Source organism: Paenibacillus sp. FSL H7-0943 (genome assembly GCF_037963265.1).
GTDB classification, from domain to species: domain Bacteria; phylum Bacillota; class Bacilli; order Paenibacillales; family Paenibacillaceae; genus Paenibacillus_AQ; species Paenibacillus_AQ odorifer.
Map to the genome: position 1 here is coordinate 3619270 of NZ_CP150148.1, position 16266 is coordinate 3635535.

Sequence of the window (16266 nt, forward strand, 5' to 3'; positions counted from 1 at the left end):
TGAGACTTCCATAGATACAGATTTTTTATAAAGTATAAATTTATTAATTTCAAAGGGAGGAAATTTTGGAATGATACGATGGAAATGGATGCAAAAAGCTTTGTCGATAGTTACAGCTACAACGTTGGCATTCCCTGCTCTGTTCGGCTTGGCACCTTCATCCGAAGTGTCAGCTGCGGGAGGGAGCGAATCTTTTGACTCCGTTGTACTAGAATTGACACAAGCGGCAGGTCAAACAGGTAGGGTAAATCTTACGTATAAAGGTTCACCTTTAAGCAGTCTGGTTAAAGGACCGGTTATTGACGAGGTAAGTTATGATTCCAGCAATTCGCAACTTTTAACTGTTAATAATCAGGGGAACATTACGTTATCTAACGGTTATACATTTGCGTCGCCAGATGCTCCGGGCGTCCCGGTGACAATCACGGCCAGGGCGGGTTATTACCCTGACTCAGAAGTGTTATTCATGGAGGACTTCGAGAACAACAATGGTCCGATGACATCTATGAGCAAATTAGGCTCGTCATTCACGCTGTCCGATGCACAGTCCCGTTCTGGATTGAAAGCGATTACACCTTCGGATGATACGAATAATGAAAAGGTAGCCCAAGATGTGGCATTGCCGGCTGGCAGCAATTATAAGATGACGGCATGGTATTTTGACCCGTATCCTAATGAGGAGAAGACTGCGACGGATAGAACGCAATTTGCTATTGTAGATGGTAAAAATGCCACCTTTGCCGGGACATTCTATCAAAGTTCAGAGGCAGATGTTATTCATAACCCAACGAAATATACTTGGGCTTATGCACCATCATCAGCGGGTACAGCAGGCAACCGTTGGAAAGATAGCGGGGCTTTACGTTCCACAGGCTGGCATAAATTCGAGTGGCTTATTACACCAAATGGTGCGACGTTACAAATAGACGGAACATTAATATCCGATTCAGCGCAAAGTGATATTTACAGAGCTATGAAGAGCGGTACAACCATTCAGCCTAAAATAGCGGGAGGATGGAATAGCCAGACAGGGAACAAAGCTTATATTAAAAATAAACATCTAATTGACGATTTTTATGTTGTAAAAGATGTGGCTACAACAACAGGAACCAGAACATTAACAGTGAATTTGGTGCCTCCCGGCGGATTGCCAAATTTAGAAATAAGCACTCAGCCAACAGCTGCAGAAGTGAAACAAGGTGAAACAGCAACATTTAGCATTACGGCATCAGCCGCTGCTACTGCTTATCAATGGTATGTATCTGATGATGAGACTGGCTTGAGCGGGACAAAAGTCAGCGGAGCTGATAAGGCAGTATTAACACTTTCCAATGTGGACGCAGCTTCACAACAAGGCAATTTTTATTATTGCGAGGTTTCCTCGGCAGAGGGAGTTGTAGTGAAATCCCATGCTGTACCGTTGTTGATAACCACCAATACGCAGGTGAATGCACCAATTAATCCAACGCTTGACTCGGATTCGGGTATTTATAATGGCGCTTCCAATTACGGGGATACCCTTGTAACACTGTTCAAAGACGGTGTACCTGTTGGTTATTATTTATCGAAAAATGGGGGACCCGACCAGCCTAACAATCATGAAAGGCATCATGTTCTGCCCTATGCAAGGGCACTGGGAGTGGGCAACTACACTGTTACAGCTATTGTCATAAATAATGCGGGAGATATCAGTGAAGAAGTTGCAGCATCCGGAATATTGAAAATCGAGAAATTGCCTACACCGGCAAATGCCAGATGGAACGGCACATACGCTACATGGGATCGCGTCGCTAACGCATCTGCCTATTCGGTTCAACTCTTCAGTAATGGAGTGGTTAATGGAAGCCCGATTGCAGCAACAAGCAATGATGCGGCTTTGTCCCCGACTTTAAATGATACATTTAAAATAAAAGCAAACGGCAACGCAACGTCACGATTCTTAGACTCTGATGAGTCAGGGGAGAGTGCACAATATTCAGCGAACATTGCGCTAATTCGCCAGAACGATACATTACGGGCAGGAGATAGAACGCGGTTAATGGTTGACACAGCTGATGTGTTCGTTGCTGATAACATCAGCTTCAGTCCGGCGGATCAAGACAAGGATAAGATTGAAGTTGATGATGCCGGATTCGTGACGGTTAAGAAAGGTTATATTCCGACAGGGAACGAAGAAGTTACTGTACATGTGAGCGTTGATTACTTCAATAAGGCTGACACTAAGTTTTACGATGGATTTGAAGGGGAGAAGAAATTTTCAAATGGTGCGAACGGATATGTTCACAGCGATGTGATGTCTCGTACCGGAGGAAAGGCCGCGACATCAAGCGGCGCCGGTCAGGTGGCGACTGTTCCAGGTACCTATAATTATGCCCCTGCAACCGGTAAGACAACAATCGTTACTGCTTGGTACTATGATGATGGCAGAGCGGCTTCCAATGACCACGCTGTCTTTGGCTTAACCCCATCGTCCAATGAACATATCGCAATAAATTATGGCAATGGAGATGGTGACTGGGCGGAAAATCTGACCAATTACGCAGTCAGGCCTGGTTCATCCGGGAGATTCTATCCTGTAGATGTCCAGCGAAGCGAAGGTTGGCATAAATTTCAATGGTTCGTTACATCAACAGGAACAACTTATAAAATCGATGGACAAGACATTCAAAGGCAAACAACAGCTGGCGGAAATTTTGATACTCCAGTTAAGAACAATATTTCCAAGATCGATGCATTGCAGCTTGCTACGAACTGGGGCAACAAGCCTGGAACGGTTAAGGATATACAGAACAGGCATTTTATCGATGACGTATATGTTATCGATAGTGGAATAGCAGCCCAAACCGGAACAGCTTCTATTACGCTAAAGCTCTTGCCTAAAGAGTATAGTCACTTGGAAGACAGCACATATGTTATTGGTCTGGATGACTATAATATCACCGTAAATCCTGATTTAACGGATCTGGCTGGAGTGAAGATCGGCGCTGTAACTCTGCTGCGGGATGTGGATTATACGGTTAGCGGTAATGTATTGAAGATTAACAAAGAATCATTCACAAGAAATAATATCGTGCCGGGAAAATATACCGTTAGACTTGATCTGTATCCTGCCGAAATCACCTTCGAGTTGAACATTGTACCCCTTGAAGTCCGTGATTATTATCTCTCCAATAACGGTGACGATCATGCAGATGGACGCACACCAGCTACGGCATGGAAATCAATCTCCAAGATTAATGAATATGTATTTATGCCAGGTTCAACTATTTATCTGGATGCGAATAGCGTATGGAACGAACAAATCAGACTGCGCGGCAATGGTGAGGAAGGAAATCCGATTACGCTTACAAAATATAATACGACCGACCCTAACCAACGCCCGGTAATTAATGGTGGAGGAACAGCGTCGAGCCCATCAGGCATATCCTTAAACGGTACCATTGAGTTATATGACGTAAACTATTGGGTAGTCAGTGGAATTGAAGTAACGAACATCGGCAATGCGGCAGGTGACGGCCGCTCCGGTATCGCTGTAATGTCAAGGATTTCGAAGCTGGGACAAGGTCAGTTTAATATTCAAGATTATGCTGATGCTCGTATGCAAGGAATCGTCATTCGAGATAACTATGTTCATGATGTTAATGGGCTGCACCAAGCAAATGGAGCAAGTAAGGTATCCGGCGGCATCATTATTAATGGTTATGTGGATATATTGGTTGAAGGCAACAAAACCCTTCGTTGTGATAACGAAGGTATTCGCAATAATGCCTACGGGCCAAGCAATCCAGGGACTAATAACACAGGCATTACTTGGAGTAATTCTAGCTATCCTTGGGCATCCAACGCTGTGTTTAGAAACAACTGGATTTCTAGTTCGGTTGGAGATGGCATTGTTATGTCCGGTGGGAACAACTCCCTTGTGGAACGAAATGTGGTCACAGACAACGGTTATAGCTATTTAAGCGATAAGAGCGGCAATCTGGTTACGAACTGGGGGCCAAATAATACAGCACCAACATATCTAGGTTCGCAAAACTATGCGGCTGCGTGGATTATGGCAAGTAAAGGCACCATCTTCCGCTATAATGAAGCTGTGGATAACCCTTATCATGCAAGTAATGACGGTATGGCTTGGGACATTGACAACTATTGTCAGGACAATGTGTATGAATACAATTACAGCCGAAATAACTATGGTGGTTGGTACTTACAGATGAATGCTGCCAAGGGCAATATCGTTCGCTATAATATTAGCGTGAACGACGGCCGCAGCCCCGATTTTAACAAGAGCTTTAACAGTCTAATATTGCTTGCAGGAGGTTCTTCAACGAGCGAGGAATTAAGTGGCTTATACTATAACAATGTCATCGTCACACCATTAAAGAATAGCAGTTCGTTAGTATTTGACCCGACAGCCTCCAACTTGCACATTTATTTCCAAAATAATATATTTGCCTACACTGGGGCAAACAACCAGGTTGGTCTTAAAGGCGGGGGAACATCAGCTCCATTTGCAGCCGGACGGTTTACGAACAACATTGTATATCCGGCTAATCTTTTTGGCAGTATGAACGCAGGTGGAGGCGGATATCTAGGTGCAGGCGTAACAGCAACAGACAACCGCTATGTAACGGAAGAGGAACTGAATTCTATATTAAAAGACTATAAATCTGCGCCTGAACATTGGATTACCAACAGTGGGACAGTGGATGCCAAGCTTGATTACAGTGCGATGAACGGGTTCCGTCTTGCGGATGGTAATAACCTGGCCTATGGTGCAGGTGCCGAGATTGTAAGCCCATATGTGGATCGGGCGAATGCTCTGCCTCATATGACGGAGAGAACAGACTTCTTCGGCAATTCAGTTAGCGGCAGAACGCCTTCCATCGGCGCGCACAACCCTTATGCGGTAACTTTTGATTCCAATGGGGGCAGCGAAGTTGCGGTGAAGTTCGCTGACATGGGCGCTACAATTACCGAGCCAACAGCGCCGACAAAAGATAAAACTGTTTTCGGCGGTTGGTATCAAGATAAAGGATTAAACGATGCTTGGAATTTCGATGCTGATCCTGTTACAAGGGATATTGAATTATATGCGAAATGGGCTGAAGACGCAGGTACGGCACCAACGATTACGACGAATTCGCATGCGGATGGCAAGGTAGGACAACCTTATTCGGCAGTTCTTACCACTGATGGCGATAAGCCGATCAAATGGGCTGTTGTAGAGGGTCAATTACCATCAGGATTGAGCTTGGATGAAGATGCAGGTGTTATCTCTGGTACACCGGATCAATGGGGTCAATTTACGTTCAAAGTTCAAGCAAACAATGACGTTGGCAGTGACACAAAACAGTTCAATATAGTGATCACTGAAGATGTCTCAGTTGATACAGCTCCGGAGGTTATCACTAAGAATTTACCAAATGGCAAAGTTGGACAACCGTATACAGTAACACTAGCGGTATATGGCAGTGAACCGATTTCTTGGAAGGTCCAGGAAGGAGATTTGCCAGTAGATTTGAACCTAGATGAAGCAACAGGCGTTATCTCGGGTACGCCTCTAGAGGCGGGATATTACGAATTCACTGTTGCAGCAACGAATGATTTTGGTAGAGATGAGCGAGAATTGAGCATCGAGATTAAAGAAGATAAGCCAGTGGATACAGCTCCGGAGATTATCACTAAGAATCTGCTAAGCGGCAACGTTGGACAACCGTATACGGTAACATTAGCGGTTTACGGCGACAAACCGATTACCTGGAAAGTGAGTGATAATTATTTACCTGCTGGGCTGAATTTAGAAGGAGCTACGGGTATTATTTCAGGCGTGCCTACTGAAGCGGGAACTTACAAATTCAATATTACGGCTTCCAATCATGCTGGCATGGATACGATAGAGTTAACTATTGTAATTACTACAAATGACAGTGGTGGCCATAATGGCAATAACAATGGCGGCAATTCAAATGGCCACAGCAGTACGCCGACTCCTTCGCCAGAGTCATCAGTAGCGGAGCGTATTGATGCTACAATCAAAGAGCAGCTGAAGAAGGGTAATTCCATTGAATTGACGATGTCAGCCGGAAAAGATGAGCTTGAGATTCAAAGCGATACGATCGGTGCGATTATTAATGCCGACAAACCGCTAATCGTTACGAATGACACCATATCTGTTAAATTGTCCGCTGAATTGTTGAAGCAGTTGAATACAGGAAAGCGGATGAAGGTTGTCATTATACCTGTAGATGAAAGAGGCGGAGCTATAGGGCGGGGATATGAATTAAAGATCTTCGTGGATGGCCGGGAAGTAACGGATTATACAGGGCTTATACCCGTAACCTTCGATCTGTCAAAAGAGAAGCTGTCGACAAACGATCTTAACATGTTATGCGGTGTTATGCTTCAATTGAACGGTAACATGGAGCGTTTAGGCGGCAACTATGAGCGTGAGACAGGTAAATTTACTTTCACGGCAAAAGGACTAGGTTATATCTTCATTACAGCCAAGCCTGAACCTGTGAAATTGGAATTCACTTTAGGAAAGACAGGATATAAATTAAACGGAATCGAAATGAGTATGGACGTTGCTTCAACGGTAGTTAAAGGCAGAACGTTAGTCCCACTGCGCTTCATTGCCGAGAGCTTAGGAGCAAATGTAAGCTGGGATAACGTTACGAAAACCGTAATGATCACCTTGAAAGGTCAGACTTTATCGATTAAGATCGGTGAACTTGCACCAGGAATGGATGTAGCAGCTGAACTTGTAAACGGTCGTACTATGCTCCCATTACGTTTCATTGTTGAGTATTTTGGTGCAAATATATTCTTCGATAATACTTCGAAATCTATTAGTATCATGAAGTAGTATTTCCTAAAATTAGCAGCTACGCTCGAAACCCTCTAACATGCACTGCCATGTTAGAGGGTTTTCTAGTGTGCGGCAATCATGGACGATAACTTGGCGGTGAAAGTCCGCACGAACGATAAAATTGTCTTAACTGGAAACAATTCTTTAGATTGTGTTAATCTGTCTAATAGTGAACTCGGTTTAGAAAGAGGGAAGTTACTTGAAAAGAAACGTGTTATATATTGAAGATAATGAGAAGATCGGCAGTTGGGTAAAGGAAGAATTGGAACAACGAGGATTTTCAGTACAGTGGCTGCTTTCTGGTGAAGGAGCTGAAAAAGAAGTAAATCAGCATGAAATCGTTATTTTGGATATCATGTTACCCGGTTTAGACGGATTTACTGTGGGGAAACGATTAAAAAAGGCAGCTCCTGCTGTTCCTATTTTGCTGTTAACTGCTCGAACATCGATAGATGATAAGGTAGAAGGGTTACAATTTGCTGATGACTATTTAACGAAACCATTCCATACGGATGAACTAATTGCTAGATTAGAAGTATTAATCCGTCGAAAGGGCGGAACACATTCCGAACGCATTTCATTAGGGAATTATATTGAAGTAGATCCTGACATCCAAATGGTATTTGACAAACACACAGGAGAAGAAATTATATTGACAGGGAAACAACATCATATTTTGAAGTACTTCTTACGCCACCCTAATCAAGTTTTACCAAAAGAACAAATCTATGAAGCCATCTGGGAAGAAGCTTATATCACAGGTGATAAAACATTAATGGTACATATTCATCGACTGCGTCAAAAGCTGGAACGCCATCCAGACTCCCCAGAGATTATTGAAACGTTGAAGGGAATAGGCTATCGGGTGAAACTATGAGACAGACTAAATCATTATTTCGTCGTTTTCTAAAAGGACATTTTCTATTTATCTTTTTACCTCCGATCGTACTTATTTTCTTATCTGCGTTCATTGCGTCTCCTTTTAATGAAGAAGAGCTGAATAAGTTAAATTATTTTTACGTTGTACTTCTTTTGTTTGGTTTTATTATTGTCGCATTTGTGGTAATCTCTTGGATTTTCTTCTTGAGTCTTCGTAAACGTCTCACCTGCTTACAGGAAGTCATGTCATTTTCAGCTAATCATAATTCATTTCCTAAACCAATATCCGTTCAAAGTGATCGTATGGATGAAATCGACCAGTTAGGAAGTTCTTTTAATTGGATGATTCAGCAGCTTGAAGACAGTCGCAAGCGAGAACATGAAGAGGAATTGTTACGACATCGACTCATCGCGAATTTATCTCACGACTTACGAACGCCGCTTACCATTTTGAGAGGACATGTCACCCGATTAAATAAAGAATCAATGAGTCTAGAAGGACAAAACTCATTATCAGAGATGAACCATACGATTACTAGAGTCGGAGATCTAATGGATGATTTACTTTCCTATACATTGCTTACATCAGGAAAACATCCTTTTGAGCCCACTTCAACAGATATTGGACGTTTAGTAAGAGCATCTGTTGCTGCGTGGTATCCTGTATTTGAAGAAAAAGAAATCCGGATCGAGGTTGATTTACCGACAGAGAAGACTTTTTATTGGGAAGCAGATCCTAAATGGATGACACGTGTTCTGGATAATTTATTTCAGAATATTCTTCGCCATGCAGCAGAGGGGAAATATGTAAACATTGTGGTTGATGTAGAAAAAGAACAGATCATTGTTGCAGACAGAGGTCCGGGGATGGATAACTCTTCCTATGAGCGTGGGGCGGGGATAGGTTTATCGACTTCAAATTATATGTTGAATAAAATGAAGCTGAAAGCTGACTTTACATCAAATGAAAACGGCACAACAGTGGCTATTGGTAGAGTTTAACCTAAAGTTAAACCAGAAGTAAACAGCAGGATAACCGAGATGTAACTTTGCTTCTTTATAATTAGAACCATAACAGAAAGGAAGTGTTATGGTTGCTTACAATTAATAACTTAGTCAAACATCGCGGAACTGGGAAAATCTTATCAGGTATCAGTTTTAAAGCTAGACCTGGCAGAGTAACTGGTTTTCTAGGTCCAAATGGAGCAGGTAAAAGCTCTACACTTCGCATCCTGCTTGGATTAGATCGTGCTACCTCAGGGAGTGCACTAATCAATGGAAAGCCATACGCAGAATTACATAATCCTGTATCAACAGTAGGTGCCGCACTTGATGGATTTGGAGCTCATCGTATGCGAACAGGACGGGCACACTTGCGTTGGATTGCCCGTGCCGCAGGATTGTCTAACTCACGTGTCGAGGAAGTTCTGGAAATAGTAGGTCTTACTAATGCAGCCGGAAAAAGAGTTGGGAAGTATTCTCTTGGTATGGGGAGGAGACTTGGAATAGCAGCTGCGCTACTCGGTGATCCAAAAGTATTGATTTTAGATGAACCCGTAAATGGGCTCGACCCAGAAGGAATTCGGTGGATTCGGACATTTTTACGTGAACGTGCTGAGTCTGGAAATACGGTGTTGTTATCCAGTCATCTAATGGGAGAGCTTGCAGAGACGGTTGATGATGTGGTGATTATTAAGCATGGAACTATCGTTGCAGATGGAACATTGGAAGAAGTAATAGGTAACTATTCCACGCTGGAGGAAGCCTTTTTTGCCCTGACATCTGAAAATGCGGGTGAAGTTGTATGAGAGCATTCAACGCGGAACTATCTAAATTGTTCTCCTTACCGGGTATTTGGCTTGCTTTTCTCATTGGAGCGTTTGCCCCAGCGCTTATTTCTGCCTTGGACAGCATAGCACAAAAAGAGGAGATTATAGCTGGAGTTAGCACGCGGCTATCGGAAGTTGGCTATATCGGGTTAGCTCTTGGTGTGCAAGGCGTTATTATTCTTGGTGTGCTTGCTGTCAGCAGTGAGTATTTGACAGAGAGCAGTGAATCTGGTGGAGGACAACAGATTACAACGAGTTTAACTGTTGTTTCATCCCGAATTCATTTTTTATTGGCAAAAGCAGGTGCTGTGACTGTGATCAGCATACTGCTTTGTATTGTTGCTATTATGACAACTGTGTCTGCAACGCATCTTATTCTTGGTGAATATGCCCCTGCATTTGAATGGTCCAGACTTATCGGTGCCATTTGTTACTGGACATTCACTGCTCTTTTAGCACTTGGAATTACTTTTCTAACTAAGAATGGCATCCTCCCGCTTGCTGTGCTCATAATAAATTCATCCGTTGTATCATTTAGTGTCCTGTTGTATAGGGTTACAAAGTTGGCGTTTTACTTACCAGATAGGGCTGGCGCTGAAATGTTTATGTTTACGGACAACACGTCCACAGGCAGTTTATTCGAGAGGTTTCACACCCCCTTCACAGGCGGTTTAGTCATGTTTGCCTGGGTAGTCGTTGTTTTCATTGTTGCAGCTATTGTATTCCATAGGAGGGACGTTGCAGCATGAGTGTCTCATCTAGTAGAAAGATAACACAAATCCTGGGTGCTGAACTGGATAAATTAGTTACATTACCATTGATAGGGCTCACTCTTTTGGTTACATTCATTCTTAATTTAGGTTTAGCCGCTGCTTTTACTTCTGTTGATCTACAAGGGGCAGCAGGAACGCAAAATATACTGAATACAGGACTTTCTTCTATGGGATATCTTCAAGCAGGATTCATTATTCTTGGTATCTTAGCTACTTGTTCAGAGTATACAGGGGGACAGATTCGAACTACTTTAACTACGATACCTTGGCGAGGGTTTCAATTATCCACGAAGTATTTGGCCTTAACCATTATAACCATTCCTGCGGCGTCTTTTACTACTGCATCAGGTGTACTATATACCTTTATCATGATGAAAGACACAGCAGTAGTGATTGAAATAGACGAAATGATAAAATCATTAGCAGGTGCAACAGGCTATCTAACTTTAACCACACTTCTCAGTGCAGCTATAGGTGCTTTATTAAGACGAACTACTCCTGCTTTAGTGGTACTGCTTGGCTATTACTTCATTGTCAGTCCATTGTCGAAAGATTTTCTAGACAATACTAAATATTTTTTTCCGGATACAGCAGGATATTATATGTATATGCCACCTTCCTCTAATGAAATAAATGTCCTTACACCAATGGAAGGGACAGGTATCTCCCTGTTATGGACACTGATCTTTATTACAGCAGCTATTATATTTTACCGTAAACGAGATGCCTAACTCTGAACTAGCTGATTTGATCATTAAACTAGAATAATATGCAACAAACATTGATGTTTGGATAAAAGATATTTTTGAGCAATTCAATAAATAAGTATTTGCTCTTAAGAACGGACACCAATATGAGTGTCCGTTTATTTTATAAATCTGGACTGATCAGTTCAGATATGTTATATTTCAATGACGGGAGGTGTTACTTATCGCTAGGACAAAAGAATTTAACAAAGATCAAGCCCTGCATCAAGCCATGCTGTTGTTTTGGAAAAAAGGATATGAAGCGGCTAGCATACCGGATTTACTTGAGGTGATGGGCATCAGCAGATCCAGCCTTTACGATACGTTTTCCGACAAGCAAACCTTGTATACAGATGCCCTTGAGCATTATAAAAAGGGGAATTTCAATAAGCAGGCTATTCTTGAACATGCATCTAGCGTTAGAGATGGAATTCTTCAATTTTTTGAGTATCATATTGCTTCAGCATACGATACCAGCCTGCCGGGCGGGTGTTTTGTTACGAATGTAGCTACAACATTGGAGTCGCCAGATGAAAAAATTAATGAGTTGATAAAGACTAGTTTTTTGGAATTAGAGCAAGCTTTTTGTGACCTTTTAGAAAAGGGCCAGCAACGGGGAGAAATTGATAAAACGACTGATATCAAAGCGTTGTCTTTTTTATTGTTGAATTTACATCAAAGCATTAATATTATGGCCAAAGCAGATCAGAATCCGGAACGTGCAAAAGAGATGATTAGCTTTGTAATAGCAGGAATCTAATTTTTTTTAATTATTTCGGAACGATCGTTCCGTTATCATATTCCCCATATTTTGAAGGTGCTAATTAAGGAGTATGTGTTAGACTATATTTTTTTTAATTATTATGGAACGATCATTCCGTTATTGAGAAATCCCTCAAAATAAGGAGAGGTGTCTAATGAAAGTATCGTTTATTGGGCTTGGAAATATGGGGCTCCCAATGGCCCAAAATCTGTTGAAAGCGGGTTATGAATTAGTCATCTTTAATCGGACCCCTGAAAAAGTTGAACCCTTAATGAAACAGGGAGCACGATATGCCAAAACACCGCTAGAGGCAGTGAAAGAAAGCAATCTTGTAATTACCATGCTTTCTGATGATGCTGCTTTGAAGGAGGTCGTCGAGGGACCAGATGGTGTTCTGAATGGATTGTCGGAAAATGGAATTCACATCTCTGCCAGTACAATCAGCGTAGATCTGGCTCGAAAATTATCCGTCTCGCATGCGGAGCGAAAGCAACACTTTGTGTCTGCCACGGTGATGGGGCGCCCAGATGCCGCTAAAGAAGCTAAATTGCGTATTATTTTAGCTGGTCCGGAACAAGCAAGACAACGGGTACTTCCCGTTTTAACAGCATTGGGTCAAGAGATAGTAGAGATTGGGGATCACGGCGAAGAAGGGAACGTTGTGAAAATTGGCGTTAACTTTCTAATTGCTTCAATGCTGGAAGCTTTGTCGGAAGTGCAGCTAATGGTAGAAAAGCACGGTATTGATTCGTCCCGATTTATGAATGTCGTGAATGCTCTTTTTCAATCTCCAATATATCAGAACTATGGAGCGATCATGAGCGAACAACGCTTTGAACCGGCCGGTTTTAAAATGAAGCTTGGGTTAAAAGATGTTGCATTGGCTATTGAGGCAGCGAAGTCCGTTCAAACTCCTCTACCTTTAGGTCAGCTTATCCACCATCACTTGTCTGAAGGAATTGCCAATGGTTATGGTGAGTTGGATTGGACGGCTTTAATCCGTTGTCTTGAGCATTCTTCTTAAAAAATTGGGTTGCACCGATGATGTCGGGCGAATTGCAAGAGAAAATATAAGGAGAGATTAACTATGGAAATAGGTGTTACTTCGTTCATAGAAACAAAGCCTGATACTGAGACCGGAGTTGTGATGAGTCACGCACAGCGATTACGAGAAGTCGTCGAAGAAATCGTCCTTGCGGATCAGGTAGGACTTGATGTGTTTGGCATAGGTGAGCATCATCGTGAAGATTATGCAGCTTCATCACCAGCAGTGGTGTTGTCTGCTGCAGCCCCCCTAACAAAGCAGATTCGATTGACGAGTGCTGTGACGGTTCTTTCATCAGCTGATCCTGTCCGTGTGTTTCAGGATTTTGCCACGCTTGACGGCTTATCCAATGGACGTGCCGAGATTATAGCGGGCCGGGGTTCCTTTGTTGAATCCTTTCCGCTTTTTGGGTATGACTTGCATGACTATGAGGATTTATTTAATGAAAACATCGAGCTGCTTCTGAAAATACGGGAATCTGAGAAAGTTACATGGAGTGGAGGACATCGATCAGCGATAAATAATCTGGGTGTATACCCGCGCCCTGTTCAGCACTCTTTACCCATATGGATTGGTAGTGGCGGTACCCAGGAGTCTGCCGTGCGTGCAGGACTTCTGGGCCTGCCATTAGTCCTGGCGATTATCGGTGGAAACCCAACCAATTTTGCACCGCTTGTACAACTGTATAAAAAGGCGGCAGCTCATGCCGGACATGATGTATCGCGGCTTCAGGTAGGTTCACATTCCATCGGATTTGTTGCAGAAGATACGGAACAGGCGGCAGAACTCTTTTTTCCGTCTACCCAGTACGGTATGAATAAGCTCGGCAAAGAACGGGGGTGGGCGTACTACGATCGTTCCAGCTATGATGCTGCCCGACGCTTTGATGGTGCGTTGTATGTAGGGGATCCGGAAACAGTCGCCCAAAAAATAATCCATCTGCGTAAGCATGTAGGGATTACACGATTCATGATGTATGTTCCCTTAAGTACGATGCCGCATGAGTTGGTTATGCGGGCTATAGAACTGCTCGGTACAGAGGTTGCGCCGCGAGTTCGAGAGGAAATTGCCAAGTGGGAAGCTCAAATGGGATAAGGATTATCTATGAATAAGACGTAAACGAACGAATTCATTATTTTATTTGGAGGGATTATTATGAGTGTTGAACCACGTATACTACCAGAATTAAGAGAGGTTTATTCACAATTTCCTGGATTTGAATTGGAGAAGAATTTAGAGTGGAGCAGGAGCTTAGTGTCAGCTGCATCCGTGGAAGGATCAGAGCATGTAAACACAACCAGGCGCAAAATCCCGAGGGATGGAGGCGAGATGCTGGTGAAAATTTATGAGCCTGCCGGGCGAACGAATGACTTGTTACCTGCCATGCTATGGATTCACGGGGGAGGATACGTGTTAGGACATCCGGATATGGACGACGAATTATGCGAACGCTTTGTTCAGACAGCTGAATGTATAGTCGTATCGGTTGATTATAGGCTTGCTCCCGAGCACCCTTATCCGGCGGCGATCGAAGATTGTTATGCTGGATTGGTATGGATGACGGAGGAGGCAGCCTTGCTTGGCATTGATGTGGATCGGGTTGCAATTGCCGGTGCTAGCGGTGGCGGCGGACTGACAGCAGCACTCGCGCTGATGGCGCGTGATAAAGGAGGACCGTCTCTTATTTTCCAAATGCCATTATACCCGATGCTTGACAACCGTAACATCACACCGTCCAGTCATGAGATTACGGAAGCAGGCGCAATCTGGAAACGAACAGACAACATAGCAGCTTGGAACATGTACCTGGGCGAGGAGAGCGATGTCAGAGGAGAATCTACTTATGCAGTACCCTCGAGAGCGGAGAACTTGGCAGGTTTGCCGCCAGCCTATACTTGTATAGGTCAGCTCGATCTATTCCGAGACGAGACAATGGAGTATGTGGCACGACTTGCACAAGCAGGTGTGGATGTCGAATTCCACCTGTATCCCGGTTGTTTTCACCTTTTCGAAATTTTTGCTCCAGAAACAGAAGTGAGTCAGCGCGCTGTTCAGGGCTATATGGATGCGATGGCCCGGGCACTTCATCCTAGCTAATTATAGGGACTAAAATAAACTGCGGATACGCAGAAAAAGTTGAATGGTTATTTAAGTAGAGACACGTAATTATTCGGGAAAGATTCATAAAAAAGATGAGGTTGTTGATTTTAAAAACAGCCTCATCTTTTGTTATATATTATTGATTTCAAAAAAGGCTTAGATTACTATCGTATTGTTCATTGGAAGCTTATTTCTTCAATTTTTATTTACATGATGCAAAACAGTTTAAATATTGATAGGGTAGGCTTATATATTTGTAGACAGCTTGATCCAAATTATATCTAGTGATAAGGAGAATACAACATGTGGGATAAGATTAAGGGTGGGCTTTACGGCTTATTGATTGGAGATGCTCTTGGTGTCCCCTATGAATTCAGATCAGCGGAGCAGCTCCCACCTCTGGAGCAGATTGAGTTTACTCCTCCTGTGGGCTTTCAGCCCACCTACCGAGATGTTCCTGCCGGCACCTGGTCGGATGATGGTGCGCAGGCACTATGTCTGCTGGAGAGTCTGATCGATAAAGGTACACTGGAGCTAACTGATTTTGCTGACAAATTGGTCGACTGGTATCATGAAGGTAGATGGGCAGTAGCCCAACAAGTTTTTGATGTTGGAATACAAACCAGTCGTACGTTGTCTACTTATTACCAAGGAATGTCCCCTTACGAGAGTGGCAATACAGTTCCTGATGGGAAAGGGAATGGGGCGCTAATGCGCGTGCTACCACTTGCCTTGTGGCACAAAGGAACAGATAAACAACTCGTTCAGGATGCACATACTCAATGCCTTGTAACTCATGCACATATCTGTAATCAGGTATGTTGTGCCTTCTATGTGTTAATTGCACGTGAACTGTTGCAAGAGCAAGACTTCAATCTGTGCTACCGAACTGCTCTTAGCAAGCTTCGAACGATCTACCAGCAGATGCCTGAGCATGAACGGGAGCTCGAAGAGAACATTCATCCAGATAAAGTATTCTATGGCGAAGGATCTGGTTATGTCGTAGATTCCTTGTTCAGTGCGTGTATGATCCTCCAAACCTGCACTTCCTACGAAGATGCCGTCAAACGAGCAGTTGCCTTAGGCAACGACACGGATACAACGGCCTGTATCACAGGTGGTCTTGCCGGAATCCGATATGGCTATGAGCATATCCCTCAGCGCTGGATCAACCAGCTGCGAGAGGCAGATCTGGTTGATCAACTGCTTCTCCGTCTTCAAACTGCATGAGGTGTACTAAGTTCTATTAGCATTAACAAT

The 16266-nt window shown here is 43.2% G+C and carries 11 protein-coding genes; all 11 read left to right on the plus strand.

From position 1 onward, the window contains the following. Positions 1 to 70 precede the first annotated feature (70 nt). The 11 genes from NSQ55_RS15745 to NSQ55_RS15795 all read left to right on the plus strand — a co-directional run bounded on the left by NSQ55_RS15745 (position 71) and on the right by NSQ55_RS15795 (position 16236). Complete coding sequence (locus NSQ55_RS15745) at positions 71 to 6868, plus strand: stalk domain-containing protein (protein WP_339167935.1); 6798 nt, start codon at positions 71 to 73, stop codon at positions 6866 to 6868. A 202-nt stretch (positions 6869 to 7070) separates the two neighbouring features. Further along, entirely contained in the window at positions 7071 to 7748 is a 678-nt protein-coding gene (locus NSQ55_RS15750) for a response regulator transcription factor (protein ID WP_339167937.1), read from the plus strand. Next, complete coding sequence (locus NSQ55_RS15755) at positions 7745 to 8752, plus strand: histidine kinase dimerization/phospho-acceptor domain-containing protein (protein WP_339167939.1); 1008 nt, start codon at positions 7745 to 7747, stop codon at positions 8750 to 8752. The genes NSQ55_RS15750 and NSQ55_RS15755 overlap by 4 nt, the downstream gene beginning before the upstream one ends. 83 nt (positions 8753 to 8835) lie before the next feature. Continuing rightward, the gene (locus NSQ55_RS15760) at positions 8836 to 9558 is read left to right on the plus strand and encodes an ATP-binding cassette domain-containing protein (RefSeq protein ID WP_249267692.1); all 723 of its coding nucleotides are present in this window, start codon (positions 8836 to 8838) and stop codon (positions 9556 to 9558) included. Next, the gene (locus NSQ55_RS15765; protein WP_076309489.1) at positions 9555 to 10328 is read left to right on the plus strand and encodes an ABC transporter permease; all 774 of its coding nucleotides are present in this window, start codon (positions 9555 to 9557) and stop codon (positions 10326 to 10328) included. Before NSQ55_RS15760 ends, NSQ55_RS15765 begins: the two co-directional genes overlap by 4 nt. After that, positions 10325 to 11083, plus strand: a complete 759-nt coding sequence (locus NSQ55_RS15770; protein WP_076141269.1) for an ABC transporter permease — start codon at positions 10325 to 10327, stop codon at positions 11081 to 11083. The genes NSQ55_RS15765 and NSQ55_RS15770 overlap by 4 nt, the downstream gene beginning before the upstream one ends. A 190-nt stretch (positions 11084 to 11273) precedes the next feature. Continuing rightward, positions 11274 to 11858 carry a TetR/AcrR family transcriptional regulator gene (locus NSQ55_RS15775; protein WP_339167946.1) on the plus strand — a complete coding sequence of 195 codons (585 nt, stop codon included), beginning with the start codon at positions 11274 to 11276 and terminating at the stop codon, positions 11856 to 11858. A 157-nt stretch (positions 11859 to 12015) separates the two neighbouring features. Continuing rightward, positions 12016 to 12885 (plus strand): NAD(P)-dependent oxidoreductase, encoded by an 870-nt coding sequence (locus NSQ55_RS15780; RefSeq protein ID WP_248548657.1) that lies wholly within the window; start codon positions 12016 to 12018, stop codon positions 12883 to 12885. A gap of 63 nt (positions 12886 to 12948) precedes the next feature. Then, positions 12949 to 14001: an LLM class flavin-dependent oxidoreductase gene (locus tag NSQ55_RS15785; protein WP_076141271.1), complete on the plus strand. Its 1053-nt coding sequence runs from the start codon at positions 12949 to 12951 to the stop codon at positions 13999 to 14001. Between the two features lie 60 nt (positions 14002 to 14061). Then, a complete protein-coding gene (locus NSQ55_RS15790) occupies positions 14062 to 15003 on the plus strand; it encodes an alpha/beta hydrolase (protein ID WP_076126568.1) in 942 nt (313 codons plus the stop codon). A gap of 306 nt (positions 15004 to 15309) precedes the next feature. Then, positions 15310 to 16236 (plus strand): ADP-ribosylglycohydrolase family protein, encoded by a 927-nt coding sequence (locus NSQ55_RS15795; RefSeq protein ID WP_339167951.1) that lies wholly within the window; start codon positions 15310 to 15312, stop codon positions 16234 to 16236. Positions 16237 to 16266 lie beyond the last annotated feature (30 nt).